At 43.3% G+C, this 23,672-nt stretch carries 22 protein-coding genes; 1 reads left to right on the top strand and 21 read right to left on the bottom strand.

The window, feature by feature from the left end:
• Positions 1-102: 102 nt before the first annotated feature.
• From A3GY_RS0104530 to ccpA, 4 genes are all read right to left on the bottom strand, one after another.
• Positions 103-1,437: a glycosyltransferase family 4 protein gene (locus A3GY_RS0104530; RefSeq protein ID WP_018030224.1), complete on the bottom strand. Its 1,335-nt coding sequence runs from the start codon at positions 1,435-1,437 to the stop codon at positions 103-105.
• Position 1,438: 1 nt separating this feature from the next.
• Positions 1,439-2,437, bottom strand: a complete 999-nt coding sequence (locus A3GY_RS0104535) for an LTA glycolipid anchor biosynthesis glycosyltransferase, IagA/BgsA family (protein WP_026161932.1) — start codon at positions 2,435-2,437, stop codon at positions 1,439-1,441.
• An 83-nt stretch (positions 2,438-2,520) separates the two neighbouring features.
• Positions 2,521-3,987: an alpha-amylase gene (locus A3GY_RS0104540; protein WP_018030226.1), complete on the bottom strand. Its 1,467-nt coding sequence runs from the start codon at positions 3,985-3,987 to the stop codon at positions 2,521-2,523.
• A gap of 86 nt (positions 3,988-4,073) precedes the next feature.
• On the bottom strand, positions 4,074-5,075 hold the full coding sequence (gene ccpA / locus A3GY_RS0104545; RefSeq protein WP_018030227.1) for a catabolite control protein A: 1,002 nt from the start codon (positions 5,073-5,075) through the stop codon (positions 4,074-4,076).
• A 161-nt stretch (positions 5,076-5,236) separates the two neighbouring features.
• On the opposite strand from ccpA, the gene A3GY_RS0104550 reads away from it, so the two are divergent.
• A complete protein-coding gene (locus tag A3GY_RS0104550) occupies positions 5,237-6,316 on the top strand; it encodes a M24 family metallopeptidase (protein ID WP_026161933.1) in 1,080 nt (359 codons plus the stop codon).
• A gap of 29 nt (positions 6,317-6,345) precedes the next feature.
• Here A3GY_RS0104550 and A3GY_RS0104555 read toward each other — a convergent pair whose 3' ends face one another.
• From A3GY_RS0104555 to A3GY_RS0104635, 17 genes are all read right to left on the bottom strand, one after another.
• Positions 6,346-7,416 (bottom strand): hypothetical protein, encoded by a 1,071-nt coding sequence (locus tag A3GY_RS0104555; RefSeq protein ID WP_018030229.1) that lies wholly within the window; start codon positions 7,414-7,416, stop codon positions 6,346-6,348.
• On the bottom strand, positions 7,409-9,829 hold the full coding sequence (locus A3GY_RS0104560) for a phosphoenolpyruvate synthase (RefSeq protein ID WP_018030230.1): 2,421 nt from the start codon (positions 9,827-9,829) through the stop codon (positions 7,409-7,411). Before A3GY_RS0104560 ends, A3GY_RS0104555 begins: the two co-directional genes overlap by 8 nt.
• Positions 9,826-10,728 (bottom strand): UbiA prenyltransferase family protein, encoded by a 903-nt coding sequence (locus A3GY_RS0104565; protein ID WP_018030231.1) that lies wholly within the window; start codon positions 10,726-10,728, stop codon positions 9,826-9,828. The genes A3GY_RS0104560 and A3GY_RS0104565 overlap by 4 nt, the downstream gene beginning before the upstream one ends.
• Positions 10,712-11,587, bottom strand: coding sequence for a phosphatidylserine decarboxylase (locus A3GY_RS0104570; RefSeq protein ID WP_018030232.1), 876 nt, complete (start codon positions 11,585-11,587; stop codon positions 10,712-10,714). Before A3GY_RS0104570 ends, A3GY_RS0104565 begins: the two co-directional genes overlap by 17 nt.
• Entirely contained in the window at positions 11,581-12,195 is a 615-nt protein-coding gene (locus A3GY_RS10275; protein ID WP_018030233.1) for a CDP-alcohol phosphatidyltransferase family protein, read from the bottom strand. Before A3GY_RS10275 ends, A3GY_RS0104570 begins: the two co-directional genes overlap by 7 nt.
• Positions 12,196-12,198: 3 nt before the next feature.
• Entirely contained in the window at positions 12,199-14,625 is a 2,427-nt protein-coding gene (locus tag A3GY_RS10280) for a PEP/pyruvate-binding domain-containing protein (RefSeq protein ID WP_018030234.1), read from the bottom strand.
• A 2-nt stretch (positions 14,626-14,627) separates the two neighbouring features.
• Positions 14,628-15,212, bottom strand: a complete 585-nt coding sequence (locus tag A3GY_RS0104585; protein WP_018030235.1) for a CDP-archaeol synthase — start codon at positions 15,210-15,212, stop codon at positions 14,628-14,630.
• Positions 15,213-15,357: 145 nt separating this feature from the next.
• A complete protein-coding gene (celB, locus tag A3GY_RS0104590; protein WP_018030236.1) occupies positions 15,358-16,716 on the bottom strand; it encodes a PTS cellobiose transporter subunit IIC in 1,359 nt (452 codons plus the stop codon).
• A gap of 11 nt (positions 16,717-16,727) precedes the next feature.
• Positions 16,728-17,255 carry a hypothetical protein gene (locus A3GY_RS0104595; protein WP_018030237.1) on the bottom strand — a complete coding sequence of 176 codons (528 nt, stop codon included), beginning with the start codon at positions 17,253-17,255 and terminating at the stop codon, positions 16,728-16,730.
• Between the two features lie 2 nt (positions 17,256-17,257).
• A complete protein-coding gene (locus A3GY_RS0104600) occupies positions 17,258-17,572 on the bottom strand; it encodes a PTS cellobiose transporter subunit IIA (RefSeq protein ID WP_018030238.1) in 315 nt (104 codons plus the stop codon).
• 6 nt (positions 17,573-17,578) lie between these two features.
• Entirely contained in the window at positions 17,579-19,546 is a 1,968-nt protein-coding gene (locus A3GY_RS0104605; protein WP_018030239.1) for a BglG family transcription antiterminator, read from the bottom strand.
• Between the two features lie 39 nt (positions 19,547-19,585).
• Complete coding sequence (locus A3GY_RS0104610) at positions 19,586-19,900, bottom strand: PTS cellobiose transporter subunit IIB (protein ID WP_018030240.1); 315 nt, start codon at positions 19,898-19,900, stop codon at positions 19,586-19,588.
• Between the two features lie 242 nt (positions 19,901-20,142).
• Positions 20,143-20,433: a hypothetical protein gene (locus A3GY_RS0104615; protein WP_018030241.1), complete on the bottom strand. Its 291-nt coding sequence runs from the start codon at positions 20,431-20,433 to the stop codon at positions 20,143-20,145.
• Position 20,434: 1 nt separating this feature from the next.
• Entirely contained in the window at positions 20,435-20,857 is a 423-nt protein-coding gene (locus A3GY_RS0104620; protein ID WP_018030242.1) for a hypothetical protein, read from the bottom strand.
• Positions 20,839-22,101 (bottom strand): Tle-like phospholipase domain-containing protein, encoded by a 1,263-nt coding sequence (locus A3GY_RS0104625; protein ID WP_018030243.1) that lies wholly within the window; start codon positions 22,099-22,101, stop codon positions 20,839-20,841. Before A3GY_RS0104625 ends, A3GY_RS0104620 begins: the two co-directional genes overlap by 19 nt.
• The gene (locus A3GY_RS0104630) at positions 22,091-22,804 is read right to left on the bottom strand and encodes a hypothetical protein (RefSeq protein ID WP_018030244.1); all 714 of its coding nucleotides are present in this window, start codon (positions 22,802-22,804) and stop codon (positions 22,091-22,093) included. Before A3GY_RS0104630 ends, A3GY_RS0104625 begins: the two co-directional genes overlap by 11 nt.
• Positions 22,805-22,957: 153 nt before the next feature.
• Positions 22,958-23,668 (bottom strand): hypothetical protein, encoded by a 711-nt coding sequence (locus tag A3GY_RS0104635; protein ID WP_018030245.1) that lies wholly within the window; start codon positions 23,666-23,668, stop codon positions 22,958-22,960.
• Between the last annotated feature and the right edge of the window lie 4 nt (positions 23,669-23,672).

Below are 23,672 nucleotides of genomic sequence, written 5' to 3' on the forward strand. Positions count from 1 at the left end.
GAACACAGTTGGTTTTCTACCCCTAACCCCTCATGAAGCCACATTTACAGGCTCATCCGAAAGAACCACAAGCTCTATCCGATAAGGTCTCGGCAACAGCTTTTAATCTAGAAAATCACGAATGGCATTGACCATACGCACAGGTGCTTTGACAACCTTGACGGAGGTTTTAGCTGTTATTTTGATAGCTCTGACAGGAAGCTGAGCAGTTGTTTTGACAATTCGGATTGACGTATCCGCTCTATTGCCTTCAACAGCCAAAGAGAGTTTGTCTTTCTTTTTATTTTGTCTAGAGATGATGACGTCCATGTAAAATGCATAGACTGACTTGCCAAAGTTTTGAGCAGAAATCTCATACATTTTGGCTGCTAGTGATTGGCGGTCCATAGCTGGTGTCAGGATGACCGCATCTAAAATAGCAATGGCCAAGTCACTTTCTCTCTGGTAGAGTCTGCCAAACATATCATCTGTAATCAAATCATCTAGATAAGGATTGGAGTGGGCAATAACAGGAGTTCCGCTGGCTAAGCTTTCAATATAGGTCAGCCCCTGTGTCTCACTCGTTGACGCTGAAATAAAGAAATTGGCTGCTTTGTAATAATAGGCCGTCTCTTCATGGTCAACCATACCTGTAAAAATCACGTGATCCAGAATTCCCAGCTGATCGGCCTGAGCTTTCAAATCATCCAAATAAGGACCATCTCCAACGACCACTAATTTGATTTTCGAATTTTCAGCCAAAACCGCAGGCATATTAGCCAGAATCGCCTGAATATTTTTCTCATAAGAGATACGCGACAGGCTGAGCAACATGACCTCATCGGAGCCAATCCCTAGCCTTTCTCTCAGACGGACCAGGTCTTCCTGACTGATGTCCGAACGAACATAACGGTCAACTTCAATACCGGTTGGAATAATCTGCTTAGGGATTTTAACCTCATAATCTGCCAGAAGATTATAGACAATACGGCTGGGACAGATAACCCCGTCCAAATCATTGAGATAACCCCGCATAATATACTTCACCATGCTGGGGCGGATAATTCTCCCCTTCGCAATATAGTGCAGGTAATCTTCATATTGGGTGTGATAGGTGTGAATGACAGGCAACCTTAAGGCTTTACCAATCATCTTGCCTAGATTTCCAACACCAAACTCCGTCTGAGTGTGAATGATATCCAATTGGTAGCCCTTGGCAATCTTATAGGCCGCAAATAAGCCCCGATAAACAATACGGCGGTCACTGAAGGAAATAAAGGGAACGCTGGGGAGGCGAATAATAGTCGGATCTTCAAAACGATTAACATCTCGGTCAGTTGTCGTGAAAATATAAACCTCATGTCCAAGCTTCTCCAACTCCTGCTTGAGGGTCTGAGTGCTTGTTGCAACACCTGAAATCTGTGGTAAATAAGTATCTGTGAAAAGTCCTACTCGCATCCTATAACTCCATTACTTTTTGATAAACATCCGCCAGTTGTTCTGAAACTTTTTCAATACTCTTTGATTGAGCTACTAGGTAACCTGCCTCTTTTTTGAAACTGCGGCCATCCAGAATCCTTTGAATGGCGGCAACAAAGCCATCCACCGTTGTCGCCAATTCTGCCGCCTCATCATCTATCCAGCCATGATACACTGGAATATCCCTCAAGACAACATTCTGGCGGCTGGCTAGAGCTTCCAAAACAACGATCCCTTCGGTTTCTTCTAAGCTAGGAAAGAAAAAAGCATCGGCACCGCTCATAGCCCCTTCAAAAACAGCCCCCTTAATATAACCTGCAAACGTCACATTAGCAGGGTGGTTTTTGCTGACTATCTTATTGACATCGGCCGGAATGATCCATCGATTGGTTTCGCCAAACCAAATAAAGCGGACATGAGGCATCTTTTCAGCCACTTTAACAAAGTCTTCAATCCCTTTGCGTTTAAAATAAAGACCTGCACAGATAACCACCGGATCCTTCTGACTGAGGGAAAAATAGTGGCGGAAGGTCTCCTCCTTGGTTTTATCAGGTACATAACGGCTGAGATCAATACCGTTTGACACCACAAAAATCGGTGTGTCAACACCATAGGTCTGAATCAGCTGTTTTGAATAATCCGTTGGTGTAATCAGGGCATCGGCCTGCTGGTAAAAACGGCAGAGATACTCTTTAAAAAGGGGCGCCGCCTGATTGGAGCCGATAAAGGAATTACGGAAATCCTCTTCTGTCGAATGACCATGCATGATCACTTTTTTACCGGCTTTCTGCGCCTTTTTCATCAGCTGCCAGCTTTTTAAGCCATAAGTATTGATATGAACCAAGTCATAATCATCTTCCGGATCGGTTGTGTAATCAATGCCGGCTAATTTCAGTGCCCTTTCCTGATGCTTAATGGCACGGCCAATACCAGATTTGCTCAGGTATTTTTCGCCCTCCAAGTAAAGTAATACTTTCATATTTTCCATTATAGCATTAAACACAAGGACTTTCCAATGCGGACCCAAAGCAAAAGCAAAAGAAGACTGACGGCTTCTTAAAATCAGAAAAGCAAGCTTTCCTTATCAATCCATGCGGAAAGCGAGCCTCCTTGGACAGGAAAACTGGCCCAACCGTCCTGACCGATGACAACTTCTTCTGAACAATTGCCCAGATAGTCGATAAATACTTTTCCTGAATTGAGGCTGCCCATGGACATCTCTTTCCAACCAGCCTCACTATTGGACAGCACCACTGCCACACCTGCTGGGTGCTCATTATTACCCAGACAGGTCCAGCCAATGCAATTTCCATGATCAAAGTAATCAACTTGCTCTCCATAAACATGGTGCTTACGGATATAGCATAATTGATCTAGGACCTCCTGAAAGGCTGCCTGGGCAAAGTCCCCCTTGACGCCATAATAGTCGCCATAGAAGATGCAGGGAAGCCCTTCCTGGCGCAGCAAGATAAGGCCATAGGCCAACGGCTTGAACCATTCTGCCACTGTAGATTCCAGGGCCTGCCCCTTTTGAGAATCGTGGTTTTCCACAAAGGTTACTGCAAATTGAGGATTCGAAGCCATCAGAGAGTCGTCAAAAATAGTCCGCAAATCAAAGTCTCGCCCTTTTTGGCCAGCCTCATAAAAATTCATGTGGAGCATAACATCAATCAAATCATACTGAAGCTCAATATCATTCAGGTAATCAGTCATATCATAGTTGCTGTCCTTCCAATACTCCCCAAAAACATAAAGATCTGGCCTAATATGCTGGCGAATGTAGCGGATAAAACCGGCCATGAACTCCCGATCAATATGCTTAACCGCATCGAGGCGAAAACCACCTATGGCCACCGTTTCAAGAAACCAGTGAGCCCATTCTTTTAGATGAGCAGCAACTTCAGGATGTTTAAAATCAATGTCGTCAAACATAAGATAGTCATAATTGCCTTTTTCAAGGTCAATGCTCTCATTCTTTGCCCAGCCCTTATTGTCCCCAAGAATCATATAGATGCCCGTTTCATGATGCAGAGCATCATAGTCCAAGCCTGTAAAATGATACCAATGCCAGTGAAAATCGCTGTAGGTGTCCTGCCGTCCAGGAAAATGAAAATGCGTCCAGCCTTCAATCTCATAAGGTTCTGAGATTTTCTCCTGACGGTTGTCCGGATTGACACGAATGACTTGGAACCTTTCTTTATCATCTCCGCCCGACTTATGATTTAGCACAATATCTGCGATTGGCATAATCCCTCGTTCCTTCAAAGCATTGATAGCGGCCTGATAATCCTCTTTTGTTCCATACTTGGTTCGGACAGTTCCCTTTTGATGAAATTCCCCTAAATCATATAGGTCATAAATGCCATAGCCAACGTCATTAGAGCCTGTCCCCTTAAAGGCAGGCGGCATCCAGACCTTACTGATCCCCAGTTCTTTTAAATGATCAGCATCCTCTGCCAAATGCTGCCAGTGCTTACCGTCATCTGGCAGATACCATTCAAAATACTGAATCATGGTTTCATTTATCATTCTTCCCTCTTTCTAAGGAAAAAAGTCTTGGAGACTGTCCAGACTTTCTTCACTATGGTAACTGTTTCCTTTATATAAAGGCCTGCTTACTTGGTCGAACCACGTTTGGTAATGCCATGATTAAGGATAATTTCTTTTTCGTCCAATTCTTCCTTATTCATGATTTTGGTCAGCATCCTCATCCCAACCGCTCCCAAATCATAAACTGGCTGACTGATAGAGCTAAGATTAGGTCTCGTAAACTGCGTAATCGCAGAGTCATTACTGGTGATAATTTCAAAGTCCTCAGGCACTTTCTTACCTGCTGCGAAAAGACCATTTAAAAGGCCCGCAGCCAGCTCATCTTCCGCCACAAAAGCAGCTGTCGCTCCAGAGTTGATGACCCTCTGAGCTAAATCAAAGCCCTCTTGGTAACGATAGTTCGCTTCAAAAACAAGACCTTCCTTGAAAGGCAGTTTATTTTTCTTGAGACCTGCCTTATAGCCGGCAAAGCGAACCTGACCATTGATATCATCAATGAGGGGACCGGATACCAAAGCAATCTTATCATGTGATTTGGCAAAAAGGTCAACGACGTCTTCAACAGCCTTAGCATTATCAATATTCACACTTGGCAGCTGATGTTCCAAATCAACCGTACCCGCAAGAACAATCGGTGTCCTCGAGCGCGAAAACTCGGCACGAATTTTCTCTGTCAGATGATGTCCCATAAAGATAATGCCATCCACCTGTTTTGCGAACAAGGTATTGACCACATTCACTTCCTTGTCATCATCTTCATCACTAGACGCCAGAACGATATTGTACTTATACATGGTAGCAATATCATCAATCCCCTTAGCCAGATTTGAGAAGTAGGCATTGGCGATATTAGGAATCACTACCCCTACTGTCGTCGTTTTTTTACTGGCCAAACCGCGGGCAACAGCATTAGGACGGTAGTCAAGGCGCTCAATAACTTCCAGAACTTTTTTCCGAGTATTTTCTTTAACATTTTTATTACCATTTACAACGCGGCTGACGGTAGCCATGGAAACCCCGGCCTCACGCGCAACATCGTAGATTGTAATCGTATCATCAGTGTTCATTTTGCATCTTCCTTTCTATTTGAAAATTACGCTTTCAGAGTTATTTTAGCACGTTTTGAAAACACTTTCAAGCAATAAGCTGTTACTTTTTGGAAAAATGAGAAAAAGACTTGCTTTTTCTTTCTTTTTTTGAAAAAATATTAGCGAAAGAAGGTAAACGCATGTCCAAAATATCAAAACTCATTCAGAAACTGCAGGATCGCCACATCCCTGCTGCCGTAGTCTCTGATCCTATTTCCATTAACTATCTGACGGGCTATTACAGTGATCCGCACGAACGCCTCATGTTACTCTTTCTTTTTCATAATCAAGAACCTCTGCTTTTTCTGCCAGAGCTAGATGCTGCAAGAGCCAAAGCCAGTCTGTCATTTCCAGTTGTCGGTTATATTGATGCTGAAAACCCTTGGGAAAAAATAAAGGCAGCCCTGCCTCAGCGCAATTATCAACAGCTGGCCCTTGAATTTGACAACCTCAATGTCACCAAGTTTAAGGGATTAGAAAGTCTTTTTTCGGCAGATTTCACTGATTTGACGCCCTATCTGAATGAGATGAGATTGCTTAAATCAGCTGATGAGATTCAAAAAATGCTGATTGCTGGAAACTTTGCAGATCAGGCTGTTCAAGTTGGATTCGAACATATTGCATTGGATGTAACGGAAACAGACATCATTGCCCAAATTGAATTTGCGATGAAAAAGCAGGGTGTTGATAAGATGAGCTTTGACACCATGGTACTGACTGGCAGCAATGCGGCCAACCCTCATGGGATTCCATCAACCAATAAAATTGAGAACAACAGCCTCCTGCTCTTTGATTTGGGCGTTGAGACACTTGGCTATGTCAGCGACATGACAAGAACCGTCGCAGTCGGTCAGCCTAATCAATTCCAAAAAGATGTCTATCATGTCTGTCTGGAAGCCCAGCTGACGGCTCTTGATTTCATTAAGCCAGGGGTTACAGCTGCTCAAGTTGATGCCGCAGCCCGCCGTGTGATTGAAAAGGCTGGTTTTGGCGATTATTTCAACCATCGACTGGGGCATGGGATTGGGATGAGCGTTCATGAGTTTCCATCTATCATGGCCGGAAATGACTTGGTCATTCAGGAAGGAATGTGCTTCTCCGTTGAGCCTGGTATCTATATCCCCGAAAAAGTCGGTGTTCGCATTGAAGACTGTGGCTATGTGACCAAAGATGGCTTTGAGGTTTTCACGCAAACACCAAAAGAATTACTCTACTTTTAAGAAGTAAAAAAGACTGGGGCCAGTCTTTTTTAGTTTATTTTCATGTGATAAAGGGCATAAACCGTTGTTTTTTCTTGAAGTGAGGGAACATAGCCCTGAGTCAGTTTGCCCTGATGAATAAGGGCAGCTACTGTCCTTGCTCCGCGCTTGCGGATAGACTGATAAATCGGGTAGGTCAGAGCTTTCCCCAAACCAGGATAAGCTGGGTCAATTCCTAGATAAAGGATAATATAGCGGTTAGCTCTAAAGCGGGTTTTCAAAAAACGGCATTTCTCCCAAAAAGACATCGAGCCGTAAACACTGCTGCCGTAATCTGGGAGAGCAATCAAAAAACCAATCAGTCTGTCTTCGTCATACGCTAACTGAACCATGGAAAAATCCAAGGCCTGCTCAAAAGGGGCAAAGAGCTGGCTAAACTCCTTAGCCGAAATCGCTTTATAGAGCGGAAAACGTTGATAAACCTTGCTCAACAAGGAAAAAACTGACGTCACATCTGTTTGCCAATGCGACCTCTTGGGCGGCCCAATCTGATAACCTTTTTCCTTGAACAAGCGGAAACGTTGGGCTAATTTCTCCTGATGATCTTCTTTCGCAATCTTCTGGTAAAAATTGGATCGGTAATATTCCTGAACCACAAAGCCACACGCCTCCCATAGGCGGGGGTAGTAAGAAAGCTGATGCGGTTCACCCGTAAAAGGTGCCCTGTCAAAATCCGATAATTTCATCCGGTAGCCTAACCAAAAACTGGCATTAACGGGACCAAGTATCCCCTCTTTGCCAGCTAAGGCGGCCTCGCTTTTGACGGTAGCAATTAAAGTCTGAACAGCTTCTAGGTCATCGTAAGCTTCGAAATAACCTAAATAAGCAGACTTATCCTCAGGATAAAGCGTTAAGACACCTCTGGCCCTAACCATCTCATCCCGATAAACAACAAAGGCCTTGAGGTCATAATAATGAGATAAAACGTGCTGACCACTAATTTGTTCCTTCTCTTCGCGGCGATTTTGCAGCAGCTGCTTTTTGGCATATAGTTTGCCAGGAAGGCGTAAAAAATCTGCTTCTTCCTGACTGTCTGGACTAACCAAACGTACTTCAATCATGAGCCTTCTCTTTTCTAATAATCTGACCGCTGTCACCATTCATCCAAATAACCTCTCCATTTTGGAGGTCGCTGGTAACGTGGGGAACATTAACGACGGCAGGAATGCCCAGTTCCCTTGAGATAATAGCAGTATGAGATAAGAGCGATCCTTGCTCTGCAATAACCCCCTTGGCCTGCATCAATGCATACACCCAGCCTGGAACTGTCATTTTGGTCACTAAAATTTTTCCAGAGACATCCCCTAGGTTTTTGATATCGTCAACCAGCAAAACTCGGCCTTCGACCTCTCCCTTTGAACAGCCTATTCCCTGCAGGGAGTGACTGGTCGTTTTCTGACGGTCTGCCATCTGCTGGCTGGGGTATTTCTCCCTAATCTGACCTAAAAATAGCAAGCGCCGCGGCAAGGTTAGCTGACAATCCTGCTGCTCTTTATGTCTCGCTGCTTCAATAAGCGGCCTCAAATCGGTCTGCTCTTTATCTTGAAAAATGACCTCCATGGGCAGAAAGAAAACATCTTCTACGTTATCTAACCGCTTGCTTTCCACCAAACGCTGACCCGCTGTCCGAACAATAGTCCTCACCATGCCATAAATACGAGTTCGGTTAAGACGCGAACTCTCTCTGTGAGCAATCCCTAAAAAAGCCCGTTTTTTCAAAAACCTTGCCACAAAGCCTAAGGGTTTCTGACGGCCTATTTCCGGCTTCAAAGGACTGATGGTGGGCTGTTTTTGCTGTAGGAGCAAGAGAAAGCTGTGGGGATGGCTCCTAAAAGTCTGTGTTTCTAACTTAAGTTCCTCAGGAGCCCGATCGCCATAACAATTGATGAAAGCTGCTATTTTGTTCTGCAAATCAGTCTGAGGAGCCTGCAGCCGCTCTTCTAAATCTTTGGCAGTCAAGGTCATTAGCCGGTCTAATTCCTCCTGCCAATCCGCTCTTTGTCTGAGAGCCTGCTGTAAGTCTGATAAGGCCAAAGCTGGCTTCATGCTTTCAATAGCCTCAATACCTGCAATCTCAGCCTGAAGCTCCTCTTTAGCAAGCCTCTTTTTAAGTAAACCAAGATAGACAAAAGCATATAGGTCATTGATTAAGGTCAAATCCCAATTCGTTAAGATAGCCTCGTGCAGGGTCTGGTAAAGACGCTTCAGGTCCGCTAGACTGGCCGTAGAGTGATAGTGTTCCTCAAAGAAAACCTCAATCGCCTGAAATTCTTTATTCAGTTCAGCCATAGCCTTAGGTGACTGCCAGAAAGCTGCCACAATCCGCCAAGAGATCTTCATATGGCTAAACCAAGACACCTTGGGTGCAGAAACCGGAATTTCTAAATCCTGAATCCCCAGCATTTCCTGCCAAATTGGAATCAGACGCTTTGAAAACGGTAAAAGATGAAGCAGCTGATACCAATTCTGCAGCTGATAATAAAGACGACTGTTCATAGGAGCTACCATATCTTGGAAAATTGGCTCAAATGAAGCCAGCAGATGCTTATCCTTTCCCACCAGACGCTTAGCCAGACTGGTGAAAATACTGCGGTAGGCCTCTTTTACAAAACTAATGGTCAATGGACTGTTGAGACCTGGGTAACTTTCAACGATATTGCTGTTATCCAGAATAATCAGCGGTCCCTGAGGCAGGGTTGTGATAGGTCTGACTTGAAGTAAATAGATGGTCTGATTGACAAGGGCAAACTCCATATCCAAGTAAGGACCAAAGGCGCCGATAGCCTTTTGGGCCAAGTTGTAAAGATCTAAAACGGTGGCGCGGTCAACCTCAGGTCCTCGGCTTCCGGCTTCTCGTTCCATGCGATCTTCGCTTGGAAGATAGGTGATTGTCGTTGTCGGCACCTTATCTTCCACAATACCGTCTCCTCGTCCCTCTCCAAATACCAGCAGATGCTCACTGATGATACCTTTGGGGTTGGCTGTAAAGTAAATTCCAGACAGTTGACTAGGCACCATGTCCTGCACAATGACCAGCATTCTCGCCTGAGTCAGGTCAATCTGTTGCTGCTCAAAATAATGCAAGACAGATAGGTCATATAAGGAAAGCAGACACGCTTTAACAGCCTCTTTTAAATCTTGCTGTCTGACATCTAAACATGTCTCAAATTGACCAGCAAAGGAGTGCTGCCGGCCATCTTCAACCGTAGCTGATGACCGAACGGAATAGCATTTATCCTTGGCAAATGTATCCAGCAAATCCCAATTCTTCTGTTCAAAACATGCCTTGAGCTGTTCTTGCATCACCTGGCTGAGCTTTGCCATATCGTTTGTTTTCGGAAAAGACAGCTGCTCCCAGAACGAAAAAGAGAGAATCTTAAAAGATGGCACTGGCAGACCGGCCTCCGTCATTTTGGTCAGATGATAGGCTTTTCCGCCTAAGTCCTGAACACTGCCCTTGTCAATAACTTTCATCCCAACATCCTCATGAGAAGGTAAGTAGCAACGGATACAACCATGGTCAACTCCGTAATATAGGTATAGCGTTCCACTCTCTCCTTGATGTTAAAGCGGGTGGGGTCCTTGATATATTGTCCAAACTGTACCATCATCCAGAGGACATTTGCTATTAAAACCAGCACTCCAAGCAGAGAAATTTTCCAAAGCAGCAAGATATTGGTCACAATATCAACTAAGGTAATGACGGCCACAAAGCGAGTTACTTTTTGATAGCCAAATAATTTAGAATAGGTGACATAGGCCGTCTCGTCTTTAGGAGCCCTAATTTTTCGGCTGATTTCCCAAATTAGGCTCGGGAAATACATGGTAAAGGCCAATAAAATCGTCGGTAGGGATAAGAGTGGCAGCTGGTATTTATAGCAGACAAAAGTAATGGTATAGATATTCAGAATCATCATAACCGGATTGTGCGTTACCAAGGCTAGGGGTAAGGAATTCTGGATTTTGTCTTTCTTGAAAAACCAAAAAGACATAAGAGTTCCGTAGATGTACAAAAAGAGAAACCAACCTTGGTTGTTCATGAAAAAGAGGTTGAGCAAGACAGAAATGCTAACAATAGTCGCCAGTGCCATCGCTAAATCTTTTTTATGAACCCGTCCCGAAGGCAGTGCTCGCTCTGGAAAGAGGCGCTGATCTGTCTCGTAGTCCTTAAAGTCATCGGCAATCCGCAAAATCATTAGAAAGACAAAGATGGTAAAAACGCCGATAGCCTCCTGAAAACCAATACGGAAATCTCTGACACCGGTATTGAGCAGTAAGACAAAGTAAATCTCAAAAAACATAATAGCTGCTAATCCCAAACGTGGTAACAGCGGGTACATTTCCCTAAAATAAATATTAAGTCGACCGAACATACTTTACTCCTATTTTTTCTCCTAATGACACTTGAGTCTCAATCCCCTGCCGGCTGTAGGACAGAATATCTTGATCAAGGCTGACAGCACCTTTGGGGTAAAGCACCAGAATACTGGAGCCACCTAGTCCAAAGTATCCCTTCTCCTGTCCTCTCAGCAGATTTGTCAGATGATGATTGTAAATCTTGCCTACCAAAAGTGCCCCGATTTCCATTTGCAAAACCTTGCCCACATCCACAGTGTCAATCAGACAGTAGTGTCGGTAATTTTCTTTAAAAACAGGGTAGACTTGTTGGGCTACTTCTCTAATGGTATGAAGCCGTCCCTTAATGGTCTGACGCTGCAAAATTTTGCCGGATTCAGCTGCTAAATAACGGTGATAATCTTCTACTCCTAGGCGATAAAGACAGGCTGTCCCTCCTGAAAAAAGTTGAGCCAGAGCCTTGTCTTGCAGTAAATCTCCCAGAGAATAGCGCTGACCTTTTATCGACAAGACCAAATCATCAGAAATGGGATAAACAGTCAGCTTGGCCTCTGCCACTGCTAAAATGGCTGGATCCTCAGCGATCTTTCTGGCCCCCTCTCTAAACCGACGGGTAAAAAACGCTGCAAAATGAGGATAATCGGATGCCGTCAAATGACTGGTATCAATATCATATTCTTCAATAAATCGCCGGATCTTTGGACGAGACAAAAAGCTGTAATCAGCTAAGGATAAAAAAGCTGACACCATTGGGGCCGTTAAGGCAGGCAGGAAAAACCGTCCCAAACGTGACCCGTAAAGCCAGTCTAAAATCCCCTGCTGATAGTCTTTCTGAGTGACAAGACGCTTCTGACAGCGCTGATAAACCCTTACCATAGTAGTTTTACCAGCAAGTAGGCCGTCGTTAACAGAGCCAGAATGAGAAATATTTGATAAGCCTTCTTGTCTGGCTTTGGAATCTGACGATTCCAAACAAAGGCCAAACTAAGCAAAACGACGAGATAAGGCAAACTTAAGCCGAACAAGTCCTGATGAATGATGGAACAGATGACATACCAGACGGGAAAAACCAAGGCACTATAGGTCACAGGAAGGCCGATAAAATATGGCGCTCGTTCTTCTGCCCCTTTGGCATTCCGATTAAAATAAGCCAAACGCGTAATAGCGGCAAGAGCATATAAAATCGCTATAACCTGTGTCAGCCAGCCTTGGTAAGCTACCTGAATCAGCAAAACCAAAGGCAGCGCAACAAAATTGATCATATCACAGAGAGAGTCCAACTCAATCCCAAAGGCCTGCTCAGCAACGCTTCGCTTGAAAAGACGCGCAAAGCGACCGTCAAACAAGTCACATAGGCCCGCCAAAATGAAAAAAATCATGGCTAAGTCCAAATCATAGCTCCAAACGTATGTCATACTGACAACTGACAAGGCTGCCCCTAAATAAGAAAGCAGATTTGACAACTTGTATTCCCCAATAAACATCTCCTACTCCTCCTCAATAATCAATCTGCCTTGGTCGCTGTCAATGGTGACCAGCATACCTGTCCGTAGCCGCTGGCAAGCATTCTCTACACAAACCAAGGTTGGAATACCATACTCTCTAGCAACAATCGAAGCATGACAGAGGACACCCCCCGTTTCCGTCACTAAGCCAGACAAACGACTGAAAATCGGGCTCCAGCCCGTATCAGTAAAGGGCGTTACCAGAATCTCACCTGCTTCGATTTGACCTAAATCATTCATATCCGTCAGCACCCGAACTCTTGCCGTCACAAAGCCGCCGCTGGCAGCCAAACCTTGCAGTTCGGTCTCCGACTCTTTCTCTTGAATACGGCCCCTCCTAGTTTCAAATAAATCTCCAGGAACCACTGCTTTATCATAAATCCTGCAGTATTGGCGGTTCTTGGCTGCTTTTTCGGTTAAATGGTCTGAGCCTAGCTTGCCATCCATAAAAGCGAGGATATCTTGCCAAGAAAGGTAAAAAAGATCTTCTGCACAGCTGATAAGCCCCTGCTCCTCGTAGCATTTTCCTAGAGATAAGGTCCACTGGCGAATCAAATGGTAATAGCGCGTTGAGATATCCTTAAACTCTTCCCGCCACCAGAGCAGATCTCGCAAAAAACGGATATCCTTATAAAGTCTCCGATAGTGAAAAGAGCCCACTTCCTCACGAATCAGTTCTTGCCGGTGGCGTAAATCACTCTTTTCAAAACTAGGCTGCTGCGGTTTCAGCACCATCTGCTGGATACTGTCAAAGATAAAGGAACTGTCTTCCGAAAAACTCGGCTCCAGTAAATAAAGCTCACGTTTTGAGTGGTAGCCATAGTCTGCTAAAAACTGACGAATAAGAGTCATGTCCAGCCTCTCCTCTGAGGACTTCACAAGAAGCTGATCGATACTGAGACTCTCCCATTCTTTGCGTAACAATTGATTGCTGAGAATGGTCTGGGCAATCTGATATAATGCTCTGTCAACTTGTGTATGGGACAAGTTGCCCAGCGCAGAAATCAAATCAAAGAAATCCTCTTGACTGATGCGCTTTAAAAGCCGATTTTTCTTGAGTGACAGCTGGACCGTATTGATAAAAACCTGTTTAAAATAAGTGGTTTCACTCCTCAGATAGGCTTTGGTCACTAGATCACGCCAAATCATCTCTAAACCAGCTTGATCTTGGGCCTGGTTCAAGGCAACTTCCAAGTTATGATAAAGGCTCAAAAGCTTGTCTTTTCGTGTCTGAGCCGTTTCCAGCCAGTTTTTACTCGTTCGGTTTAATGCAAAAGCTACCTTTATCAGGTGGACAACCGACTTAAGACTAAATTTAGACACGACCCCCTTGCCTTCATAATCCTTAGCCACTCCCAATTCGCTATCAAATTCACTCTCGACATAGCCTGGAATTTGTTCCATGGCGGTTTTGACAATGCCTAAATTCCAGTAGGGCCGACCGTAGTGCAGCAGCATGAGCTCCTCCACCTGATCAGCTGAGAGCAACTGATGATGGGTTAAAAAGTCTCCTAAGGCCAGCTGCCAAGAATGCTGATAAAGACTGGCCATCAGGGCCGGGCAGGATTGGGCCGCCACACCGCCGTCTCGGAAGTTGGCCGTCGTCCATCTGCCCTTTGAGACTCTTGGATTGAACCGAGTAATGGGTCTTGCCTGCACGTAATATAAGTCCTGCCCAACCAGACAAAACTCAATATCCATCGGGCATTGCATAATTTCCGAAATCAGAAGCGTATCTGCCCGTAGCCTGTTTAATAGCGCCGCATCCAACAACTGCCCTTCTAGATCCACCGGAGCATCCCAAGAGGAAGATACAGCAAATGGCTGATGATGACCGCTGACCAGCGGATCACCCCCACCTTGGACATATTCTAATGACCATAATCTGTCCTTCTGAGAGACTGGATTGACCCCAAAGCTGACACCTGAAAAATCCGCGCCGACCTCCTCTTGAATAAGCAGCGCCAAATTATTCACATGGTGGCTGGAAACTTGGTTTTTCTGATAGGCTTTAACCTTGTGACTGCCAGCTGTCATTAAGCATTGTTCAATCGCCTGCAGGACCTGATCGACCGTCTGACAGCCATTAATTGACTCATACTGACCCGCAAAAGAAGAATCCTGACCATCTTCTAAAAAACTGCTGCTTCTGACGATATAGCTCTTGCCCTCATCCATAAAGGATTCTAAGCTTTGAATCATCTCCTTGAGTAAAAAACGATGGCGACTGTCTGTCAGATGCTGACTAGCATCCAGCCTTAGCAATTCCAGCAGTTTCAGGTTAATCTCAGCAGATAAAATAAGCCCCCTAGGCACAAGAAAACCAGCCTGAATCAGATGAATCAGACCGTTTACCTTGCCTCCATAGGAAGCCTTGACTTTTGCTTGATGTAATTCAAGTAATTCCATGCCTAAAAACGACTCTCTCTCACTTTCAAATGATGCAGCAGGCCATTGACAGCTAGGTGGGTTAAGCCTCCCAAAATCAGATAACCCAAGAACTGCAGAAGAGACATCGGAGCAAAAATAGCTAGGATGAGAGTGCAGCCAATGAGCGAATCTATTTGATCCACTACAAGAAAGACCCATTTCAAGTACCCTTTCCCCGATTTTCCTGGCGGGATGGACAAGCGCCGCTTGATAAAACTATTGGGTAACTCGCATAGGGCATAGGCCGTTCCTAGCAGAAAACCCATAAAAAAATTAAAGAAAATGTCATTGCCATAACCGGCTAAATAAGAAAGACTGAGAAAATTAGGAATAAGACCTAAAATCAGCCCCCAAACGGCCTGAGCAAGGACTGTACAGGCAATCATGCCCCAGAACCCCTTCCAAGTCTTGTTGTCTCCTAAAAAACGTTTCCCACGTAACGAGTAGCCACCATCAATAGGAACAGCTGCCCAGGCCAGTAAATCTGATTTGCAAAAGTACATATTTGCAACGCCAGCAATAATAACAGGCATCATGGTCACGTACATCATGACGATTGTTTTCAAACCGCAATCTCCTCATACTATCAGTTGTCTCTATTATAGCATAATAAAAGGCTTTAAACCTAGAAACAACGCTTAAAATGAGAATTTTTCTTAATCTACGACAAACATAAAAAGCAAAAACCATTGTGTTTTTGCTTTTTCTCTATTAAGACAATCCTTGTTCTTCATTAACGAGTTTTTTATCGTACAATCGAATGAAAGGATAGTAAACCAAGAAAGCTGCGATTGCACATACCAGAGCAAGAATAATACCTTTCCAGTCGCCAGTTCCTAGGAAAGCTCCAATTCCTACAGGCGTTGGCCATGGTACCTGAGCAAAGACTGCTTTAACTAACTCTAATTTCATGGCCAAGTAATAAATCGTTGCCGAAGTCATAGGAGCCAGCATAAACGGAATAGCCAAAGAAGGATTATAAATAATTGGAATACCGAAAATCAAAGGTTCATTGATATTGAAAATACCTGGAACAATAGAAGCCTTACCGATAGCACTTAATTGCTCTGATTTTGCTCGTGTTGCCAACCAGATACACAGACCCAAAGTGGCACCAGAACCACCTGCAATAACAAACATATTTGAGAATTCACCTGCAACAATATAGCGCGTTCCTTCAGATGCATTTTGAGCCATATTCGCCAAAGCAATCGGATTGACAAGTGCAAAGATGATATTAGCACCATGAATACCTACAATCCAAAGAGCTTGTGTCAACAAGTAAATAATCATTAGACCAATCCATGAATCTGTTAATTTGGTAACAAATCCAAATGGAATTGCAATCACTTTGAAAATATCAGTTCCTAGAAAAACAAGAGCTCCATTGACAAATATAATCACGAAAGCAATAACGAAACTAGGTACTAAAGCCGTAAACCCTCGAGAAACACCTTCCGGAACCGCATCAGGCATTTTAATCACCCATTGTCTCTTAACACACATCCGATAGAGAAGAACAGATATAACTGCCATGATAATGGAAGTGAAAATACCTGTTGTACCAAAACGAGTGACACCATTAGACATTTCCCAACCTTCTGCAATAATCGTTCCTTTCTTAAGGCTGTGATTGATGACTTGCATCATTTGACCATCTTTGAATATAAGCTGAGGAACTGTCATAATGAAAGCCATCAAAGAAAGAAGGGCTCCATTTAAAGGATTTAAATCTAAATCTTCTTCTTCAGCATAAATTTTTGTTAATTCATAACCAATGGCTAACACAAAGTAAAGAGATAAAGAGCCCATTGTTGCATAATTCGCAACCATATAAAGATTGGTAAATTTGTCAAAAGATGCTTCAAAAAGATCAGCTACTACTGGCCAAAATGAGAAGGACAGCGGCAAAACACTAAATACCAAGAACATCGATCCGACAATTGTAAAAGGAACGGCTGCCATACCAGCTGCTGTGATGGCGCGTACCACTTTATATTGGGCAATCTTTCCCATTGGACCCATTAGATATCTCTCTAAGACCCCAAAAAAACCTTTTTGTTCTTCCATGAGAACCTCCTTTATAATGAAATATATTTTTCAATAGTTTGAAAACGATAATAAAATTTATCCGTATTTGTTGAAATCTGTTTTATCCGCCGAAGACTGAACAACACAATCAATAGGCCAAGCAACTGAATTCCCAGCAAGAAAAATCTAGCACTGCTGCCATTTGAAAAAACAGGAAACAGCCATGTTATTCTTGGACTGAAAATCAAAAACAGCAAAAGGAAAATCTGAACCACCAGCTGCGATAAAAAAGCTAACTTGCTCCATTTTAAAACAGGCTGTCGGCTGCCATACAGCAGAAATTGTTCAGCACAGGCTCTAGTCACCAGTATCAACAAGACAAGAGGTAAGAGCATATAAGGCATATTCCAAAGTCCTACAATAAGAAGCCAATATAAATTTGCAAAAAACAATAATGCCAGTGAATACCTTAAGAGCATATAGCGACTGAACAAATTATTTTTCAAGGCTGTTTCTTTTTTTAAGTCTCGAATTGGCTCCGAAGCCTTTTTGGTTGAATGTCTCGATCTTCCGCTCATTTCTAGCCAACTTTCTTATACAGCTCCAGCATCTCCAGCGCAACCTCTCTCAGGGTCATGGTTGTCATGAGATGGTCTTGTGCGTGTACCATGATAATTTCAATTTTGATTTCGGTACCGCTAGCGTACTCCTGTAAGAGATCTGTTTGCGCTTTATGAGCTAAGAGCAATTCATTGTTGGCATCCTCAAGCTTTTGCGCTGCCGCGTCGTAATTGCCAGAGCGCATTTCTGCAAAGGCTTCGTGCACAATGGTTCTGGCATTGCCGCTATTTAAAATAATTTCAAAAGCTGCAATCTGTAATTCCTCAGTATTCATAAGTTCCTACCCCTTTTCTTCTAAAAATATCTGTTTAAATGTCTCAAAATCCGGACTGGCTATGAGTCTTTCCGTCCATTCAGGATCTTCTGTCAATGCAACGATTCTTGCCGTCAGCAAGTCTAAGCCGTCATTGCCGCAGGTTGAAGGTGATACTAAGAAGACCAATTTGATGGTTGAATAGGTCTCATCCCAAACTAGACCGTCTCTGACAATGGCAAGGCCGATACGGTGCGTCTTGTCAATAGCTTTTATGGGATGTGGAACAGCAATGCGTTCGTCAAAGATGACGGTACTCATTCCTTCTCGCTGCTCCAGCAGATTTAGCATGGCAGCCACATACGCTTCATCGTCATTAAACTGATGAACCATACTTTCTAGAAGCTTTGCCTTGTCTGTTCCCTCAACAATTTGAAAGTAATCTTCCGAGAAAAATTGGTCGAAAACTTGCTCTAAGGGTAAGGCACCGTCCCATTTTGCCATCCGGCTGGCCGAGGGACGAAGATTAACAATCTTTTTCTTAATCTCTGCCACCTCATCGTCCTTAAGAAAGACACTGACCGTAAAGACTGGCACCGTAAAGACCAGATTGGACAGATCAATTGACGATATGATGACATCAATCCCTTGAAGTTTATCGTCGTCAATGTCATAGTAACCAATCAAATCAACCACATTTAGAAGATGGTTCAGTTCATTGTTAATCCGATTCTTCAGCATCTGAGCACTGCCATAACCCGTCGCACAAATCACTAAGACATTTAGTTTATGGTCTTCTTTATGCCTTTCTATGGCCGCCATGATGTGAAGAGCAACATAGGCAATTTCGTCATCTGAAAGCTGGTAAGCCGCAAAAACAGGCATTTGTCCTAAGACATCTTTGGTCAGCTCAAACGCATCGGCATAATGGCTAGTAATGTCTTCCAGCAGAGGGTTGTCCAAATGGACATGATTTCTAAGTCGTTCTTCTAAAACCTCCAAATGAACCAGAAGCCCCTCGATTAGCGTAAAATCACTGGAAAAATGATAACCATACTGGCTGTCAAACTTTTCTAAAACATTAAGCAAGTCCTGTCTGATTAAATCTGCCTTGTCTGGGCTGTTTTGCCGGTCTTGCTTAACCCCTTTGGCAATTAAATGAAGAGCGATATAGTTCGTTTCAGATTCTGGAAAAGCAATACCCGTTATCTTCTGGACCCGATTGAGGATATTTCTGGCAATCACCAGTTCAGTCTGTCCCTTTTCTAAATCCAAATCAATGGGTGAGATATCAAAACCGTCCTTGACACGTTTAATGGCAAGCGCGATATGGACCACCAAATTTTGAATCACAAAGTCTGATAGTTTCAGGTCTGCTGTCCGGCACTCATCTAAAACCACAATGGTCAATTCTTCAAAACTAATCGGCAGATTGAAAAAATCATCGCCGACATATTGGTGTAAGTTTTTTAAAAAGTGACCACTGAAGAAATAGTCCATGATAAAACGTCGCTTATCATGCTCGCTTCCCTCAACAAAGATGCCTCGATTAGAGCGACTTTCGACCGACAGGTCATACTTCAGCAAATCTCTGCGAATCTTTTTCAAGTCAGCGGACAAGGTCGAACGACTGACATAGAGCTGATCCATCAAATCATCAAACAAAATCTTATTTTGTTCGAAAATCAGTTTATTGAGAATATAATTGTGCCGATCACTGATATCAATGCTTTCCCGGGTACTGGCTAGAGCATTATCTGAAACGAAATCAAGAAACTGCTGGTCATCCAGAACCTCAAAACGATAACCATATCCCTGTTTTGAAATCAGCTCAGCCCCCACAGTTTGTGGAGAAAGAGCCAAGATTGATTTGATATAGGTTCTGACTGTTCTGTCCGAGCAAGATAAGTATCCCGCTAATTCGCTGCTGGTCACATACCGATCTCTGTGTTGAGATAGGTACTGAACAATCCTTTTTTCTTTTTGACTGAGCATAAGTCTCCTTGATGAAGATCTTGAGATAATGACAAGGTTTTATAAGTTATCCTTAACCAGCTGAGCCATTTTTTCAATGCCCATAGGAATGGGGATATAGGCCTGCGGCGGAATCTGTACGATAGGCTTGTTGACCTTCTTCGCCGCTTCCTCAAACTGCTTGTAGTGCATCTTGGTCTGCGGACTGATCAGGTAAAGGTCGTATTCCGCATTGGCGATTTTCTTGCCGCCTTCCGGGACACCGACCGCATTCATTTCAATAGCGAAACCTTGTTCGTTTAATAAAGTAGCGGTTTTCTTAGCAATCAGAGATGATGACATCCCGCCTGCACAGATGATAAGAGCCTTTGGCATAAATATTTCCTCCAACTAATTGTTTTGATGTTAAAACTATTATAACTGTATCCGCTTTCACTTGCAATGCTTTTTCTTTCCTTAGTGATACGGAAAAGATACGGTTGACATCGGGAAATTGCCGTATTAAAAAAGAGAGCTCTAAGCCAAAAATCCCCCTTATGTGACTAGTACCAAAAGCGAGTGATACCAAGCACATAAGGGGGATTCTTATCGTAACGAATAGGGTGTGCATTCACCCGCTAAATCTCATCAAAATCTGCCGAATGCGTCTTCAAGGCACTGTTAATGGCTTTGCCGCCAAGACCTTCAATCGCTGTATCTAATTGATGGGTCAAGGCCAGTACAGACGATTTTGTACTGGCTGCCACAGTGGTGTTGCGCTCGTCGTATTTTGAAACGATTGATCGGCGATCTGATAGGATAGGCGGTGCGCAAAAGGCCTTTATCGCTTCCTTTTCAAGCTGCTTCCGAATTTCCCGAAAATCGGTCTCCCCTGTCAAAACACTCCCAACCGTGTCATAAATATCCATCTCAGTAAAACCTACACCTTTCCTCTTCCATGTCTAATGCCATCTTCCGTCTCTCATGATAAGAGACCGCTAGCTGATCCTCCATGTCGCTGCGTTGCCGGTGATAGGCTGCCGTGAACGCGTCTTCCTTTTCATTCATCAGGTTTAACTGCTTGTGAAAGGCATATTCCGTAACCTCCGTATAGGTATCTAATAAGCCTATAAAATGACGGTAAGTTTGGCTATCACAATCATCTCTTCTGGAGAAATCGTAGCATAGGCTGCCAAATTCATCATAAAGATGGCTTAAAGCCATGCGCTGCGCCTCCAGCGCATGGAAATCCTCTTCTAAGGTTCTCTTGTCACTATAAAACGCAGCCTCTAAGGCTTCTAAGGCCAATTCTTGTTGGTGAATATCCGACTGAATTACATCGAACTGGTCCATTGATTGATATCTCCTGCTAAACTCTCATCAGCCGCAACGGCCTCCTCAATCCCAGTTTGAATGCGACTCTCTAGGTTTGAAAAAGCGGTCTCGATAGCTGACATTTTCGTTACGGTTTTGTCAAAATGTTTCTGGGTCTTGGTGACGATACTGTCATAGGTCACGCCAGCCTCTTCATAAGCAGCCTGAACTTCTTCTGCACTAAGCTCTGTGACAAACCATGGAATCGTCTTGGTTTTTTGATAGAGTGCTTCTGCCTCATCAACGGCTTTTTCCGAATTGGCTGTTATCTCATCATTGCCAGCTGACACAGCTGAGGTCATGGCGGAGGCAATCGTACTGGCCTGCAGACTGTCCAGATAAAAGCGTTCATGGCTGTTTAAACTGCCGTCAGCCATAAAGCTTTCTTTCAAAGCAGCCACGGACAGCAGAGAGGTCTGAGCCGATTGTAAAATCGCCAGCTGTTTCTGCTCAAAGGCTGTCATCTTTTCAGGACGCTTCGTTGACAGAATCGTATCCAGCTGAGCAAGCTGAGCCTTATCTCCTGTAATTGCCGGGTCAAGCCCATGTCCGCCTGATGCGTCTAAGGTGTATTCTTTCCCGAGGTAGACTCCTCCGAAGCGGTTTGCCCATTTGTTAAGCGGATCTTTTTCGGTTCGGATACGGGTGACCTGACCGGTAAAACGTTTTTGTTCCTTGAGGATTTTTTCACGGACCGATTCGTCCGGCAGGAGATAATCTAAGATTTTATCTCTGGAGCTGATAAGGCCCTCCAGATAGAGTGGGGCAGCATTATAGACCACCGTATTTTGAACATTGTATTTGAGGGCGACACGCTGCGCTAGATTCCCTCCCAAGGAATGCCCTGTCAGCGTGATGCGACTGCCATATTTCTTTTCGATCTTTTCATAAAAATCAAAGGCGGGCTGATAATGGTCTCCGCTGGCTGTCACAATACCAAAGAAATCCGATTCAACCACGTCATTTAGGCCATCTGATTCCACATTGGTTCCGGTGTAGGCAATGATAATTTCTCCCGTTTGCTTGTCCTGAAAAGCCGTCGCACTAGTACCGGTCGCTTTATCATAGGTATCCTCAAGGTAGACGAGGTTGGAGGGGATGGATTTGTTATTTTTTCGTGCTTTCTGTACAATATTAGAATCAGTCGCTCCATCAATTCTAGCCTTTTCAAATTCATAGGATAAATTAGAGGCATCTAAAGTTGCTATATTGCTATTCGGCATTTTTTAACGCCCCCTCATTTATTTTTTGACTGACTATTGTTTCTGTGTAATCTGATTTTGCCCCCTTAAATGAGACGGCAAAACCAAATTGATAACCAATCAGTGCGTCCCTATTAAAGTCAATCCATAGAGTAACTTCTTGATTTGTATCCTCGTGTAAATACTCGTTTATCACAGAATCCGTTATATAATAGCTGATATCGACATCTCCTGTTTCCCAACTATAAGCCTTACTTTCTAATTTTAAATTGGCTAAAACGTCCTTATTTAAACTTAATTTTTGAAATAAGAAACCACTAAATTTCATATCTTTGGCAGATACGTCAGGATTCGAAAAGGTCAAACCTGTCTCTGTATAAGTCACATTACTTTCAAGCAGAATCGTTTCTCTATACGGATCTGCTTCTGATTTCACATTTTTTACTGTTCCTGTAATAGTTTTTTTACTAGCATCACCAGTTAACTCTACTTGCTGACTATAGGAAGCTGTCGACGTTTCTTTATACCAGTTCGTACTCCTAATCTCAAACCCTTCTGGGAATTCTTTAAACAAGTCAAAAAGGTCTTCTGTCGGATAGACCCGTGAAACCGCTGAAACCTTGTTTTCAATCCATTGGCGGCTATTTTTATTTTCTCGACATCCTGTCATGATGACTATTCCTCCCAAAAATAAGACAAGCAAAAGGCTTAATCTCTTCCTCATAAGGCACTCCTTCTTTTTCACGGATTAAAACGAATCGTCTAATATCTTCATAGTATACCATAAATGACAAGCTGATTCCAAATTAGTTTCGGTTGTTTTATCCTAGCCTTTTCAAATTCATAGGATAAATTAGAGGCATCTAAAGTAGGAATATTACTGTTTCCCATATCGTCCACCGCCATTCTCAGTACTCACTACTGCTTCTGAATAATAGAGATCACCACTATGAAATGTAAAAGCATAGCTATAATACTTTCCTAGCAAAGTTGCACTTCTCGCACCGATATGCATTTTTACCTCACTACTCTTATTTATATTGAAGTAATCATTAACCGTTTTATTTTGGACAATATATTCAATAGAAGCGTCGCCTGTATCTCGGTCATATGACTTTTCGCTTAACTGCAATTGAGATAATGTCTCCTTATCCAAAGTCCACTTTTGAAATAAAAAGCCATTAAGTTTCATATCTTTAGCAGATACGTCAGGATTCGAAAAGGTCAAACCTGCCTCTGTATAAGTCACATTACTTTCAAGCAGAATCATTTCTCTATACGGATCTGCTTCTGATTTCACATTTTTTACTGTTCCTGTAATAGTCTTAGTACTGGCAGCACCTATTAACTCTATTTCTTGACTATAAGAGGCTTTGCTAGTACGGTCGTATCGAATTCTACTCCTAATCTCAAACCCTTCTGGAAATTCTTTAAACAAGTCAAAAAGGTCTTCTGTCGGATAAACCCGTGAAACCGCTGAAACCTTGTTTTCAATCCATTGACGGCTATTTTTATTTTCTTGACACCCTGTCATGATGACTATCCCTCCCAAAAATAAGACAAGCAAAAGGCTTAATCTCTTCCTCATAAGG

It is taken from the genome of Streptococcus ferus DSM 20646 (genome assembly GCF_000372425.1).
Lineage (GTDB): Bacteria > Bacillota > Bacilli > Lactobacillales > Streptococcaceae > Streptococcus > Streptococcus ferus.

Coding starts and splice junctions, on each gene's coding strand:
- A3GY_RS0104565 (WP_018030231.1), bottom strand. CDS start 10,728: ATGTTCGGTCGACTTAATATTTATTTTAGGGAAATGTACCCGCTGTTA.
- A3GY_RS0104620 (WP_018030242.1), bottom strand. CDS start 20,857: ATGGACCAGTTCGATGTAATTCAGTCGGATATTCACCAACAAGAATTG.
- A3GY_RS0104635 (WP_018030245.1), bottom strand. CDS start 23,668: ATGAGGAAGAGATTAAGCCTTTTGCTTGTCTTATTTTTGGGAGGGATA.
- A3GY_RS10280 (WP_018030234.1), bottom strand. CDS start 14,625: ATGGAATTACTTGAATTACATCAAGCAAAAGTCAAGGCTTCCTATGGA.
- A3GY_RS0104555 (WP_018030229.1), bottom strand. CDS start 7,416: ATGATTGAAGTACGTTTGGTTAGTCCAGACAGTCAGGAAGAAGCAGAT.
- A3GY_RS0104630 (WP_018030244.1), bottom strand. CDS start 22,804: ATGAGGAAGAGATTAAGCCTTTTGCTTGTCTTATTTTTGGGAGGAATA.
- A3GY_RS0104605 (WP_018030239.1), bottom strand. CDS start 19,546: ATGCTCAGTCAAAAAGAAAAAAGGATTGTTCAGTACCTATCTCAACAC.
- celB (WP_018030236.1), bottom strand. CDS start 16,716: ATGGAAGAACAAAAAGGTTTTTTTGGGGTCTTAGAGAGATATCTAATG.
- A3GY_RS0104615 (WP_018030241.1), bottom strand. CDS start 20,433: ATGGATATTTATGACACGGTTGGGAGTGTTTTGACAGGGGAGACCGAT.
- A3GY_RS0104600 (WP_018030238.1), bottom strand. CDS start 17,572: ATGAATACTGAGGAATTACAGATTGCAGCTTTTGAAATTATTTTAAAT.
- A3GY_RS0104540 (WP_018030226.1), bottom strand. CDS start 3,987: ATGATAAATGAAACCATGATTCAGTATTTTGAATGGTATCTGCCAGAT.
- A3GY_RS0104560 (WP_018030230.1), bottom strand. CDS start 9,829: ATGAAAGTTATTGACAAGGGCAGTGTTCAGGACTTAGGCGGAAAAGCC.
- A3GY_RS0104595 (WP_018030237.1), bottom strand. CDS start 17,255: ATGAGCGGAAGATCGAGACATTCAACCAAAAAGGCTTCGGAGCCAATT.
- A3GY_RS10275 (WP_018030233.1), bottom strand. CDS start 12,195: ATGTTTATTGGGGAATACAAGTTGTCAAATCTGCTTTCTTATTTAGGG.
- A3GY_RS0104625 (WP_018030243.1), bottom strand. CDS start 22,101: ATGCCGAATAGCAATATAGCAACTTTAGATGCCTCTAATTTATCCTAT.
- A3GY_RS0104535 (WP_026161932.1), bottom strand. CDS start 2,437: ATGAAAGTATTACTTTACTTGGAGGGCGAAAAATACCTGAGCAAATCT.
- A3GY_RS0104610 (WP_018030240.1), bottom strand. CDS start 19,900: ATGCCAAAGGCTCTTATCATCTGTGCAGGCGGGATGTCATCATCTCTG.
- A3GY_RS0104570 (WP_018030232.1), bottom strand. CDS start 11,587: ATGGTAAGGGTTTATCAGCGCTGTCAGAAGCGTCTTGTCACTCAGAAA.
- ccpA (WP_018030227.1), bottom strand. CDS start 5,075: ATGAACACTGATGATACGATTACAATCTACGATGTTGCGCGTGAGGCC.
- A3GY_RS0104530 (WP_018030224.1), bottom strand. CDS start 1,437: ATGCGAGTAGGACTTTTCACAGATACTTATTTACCACAGATTTCAGGT.
- A3GY_RS0104550 (WP_026161933.1), top strand. CDS start 5,237: ATGTCCAAAATATCAAAACTCATTCAGAAACTGCAGGATCGCCACATC.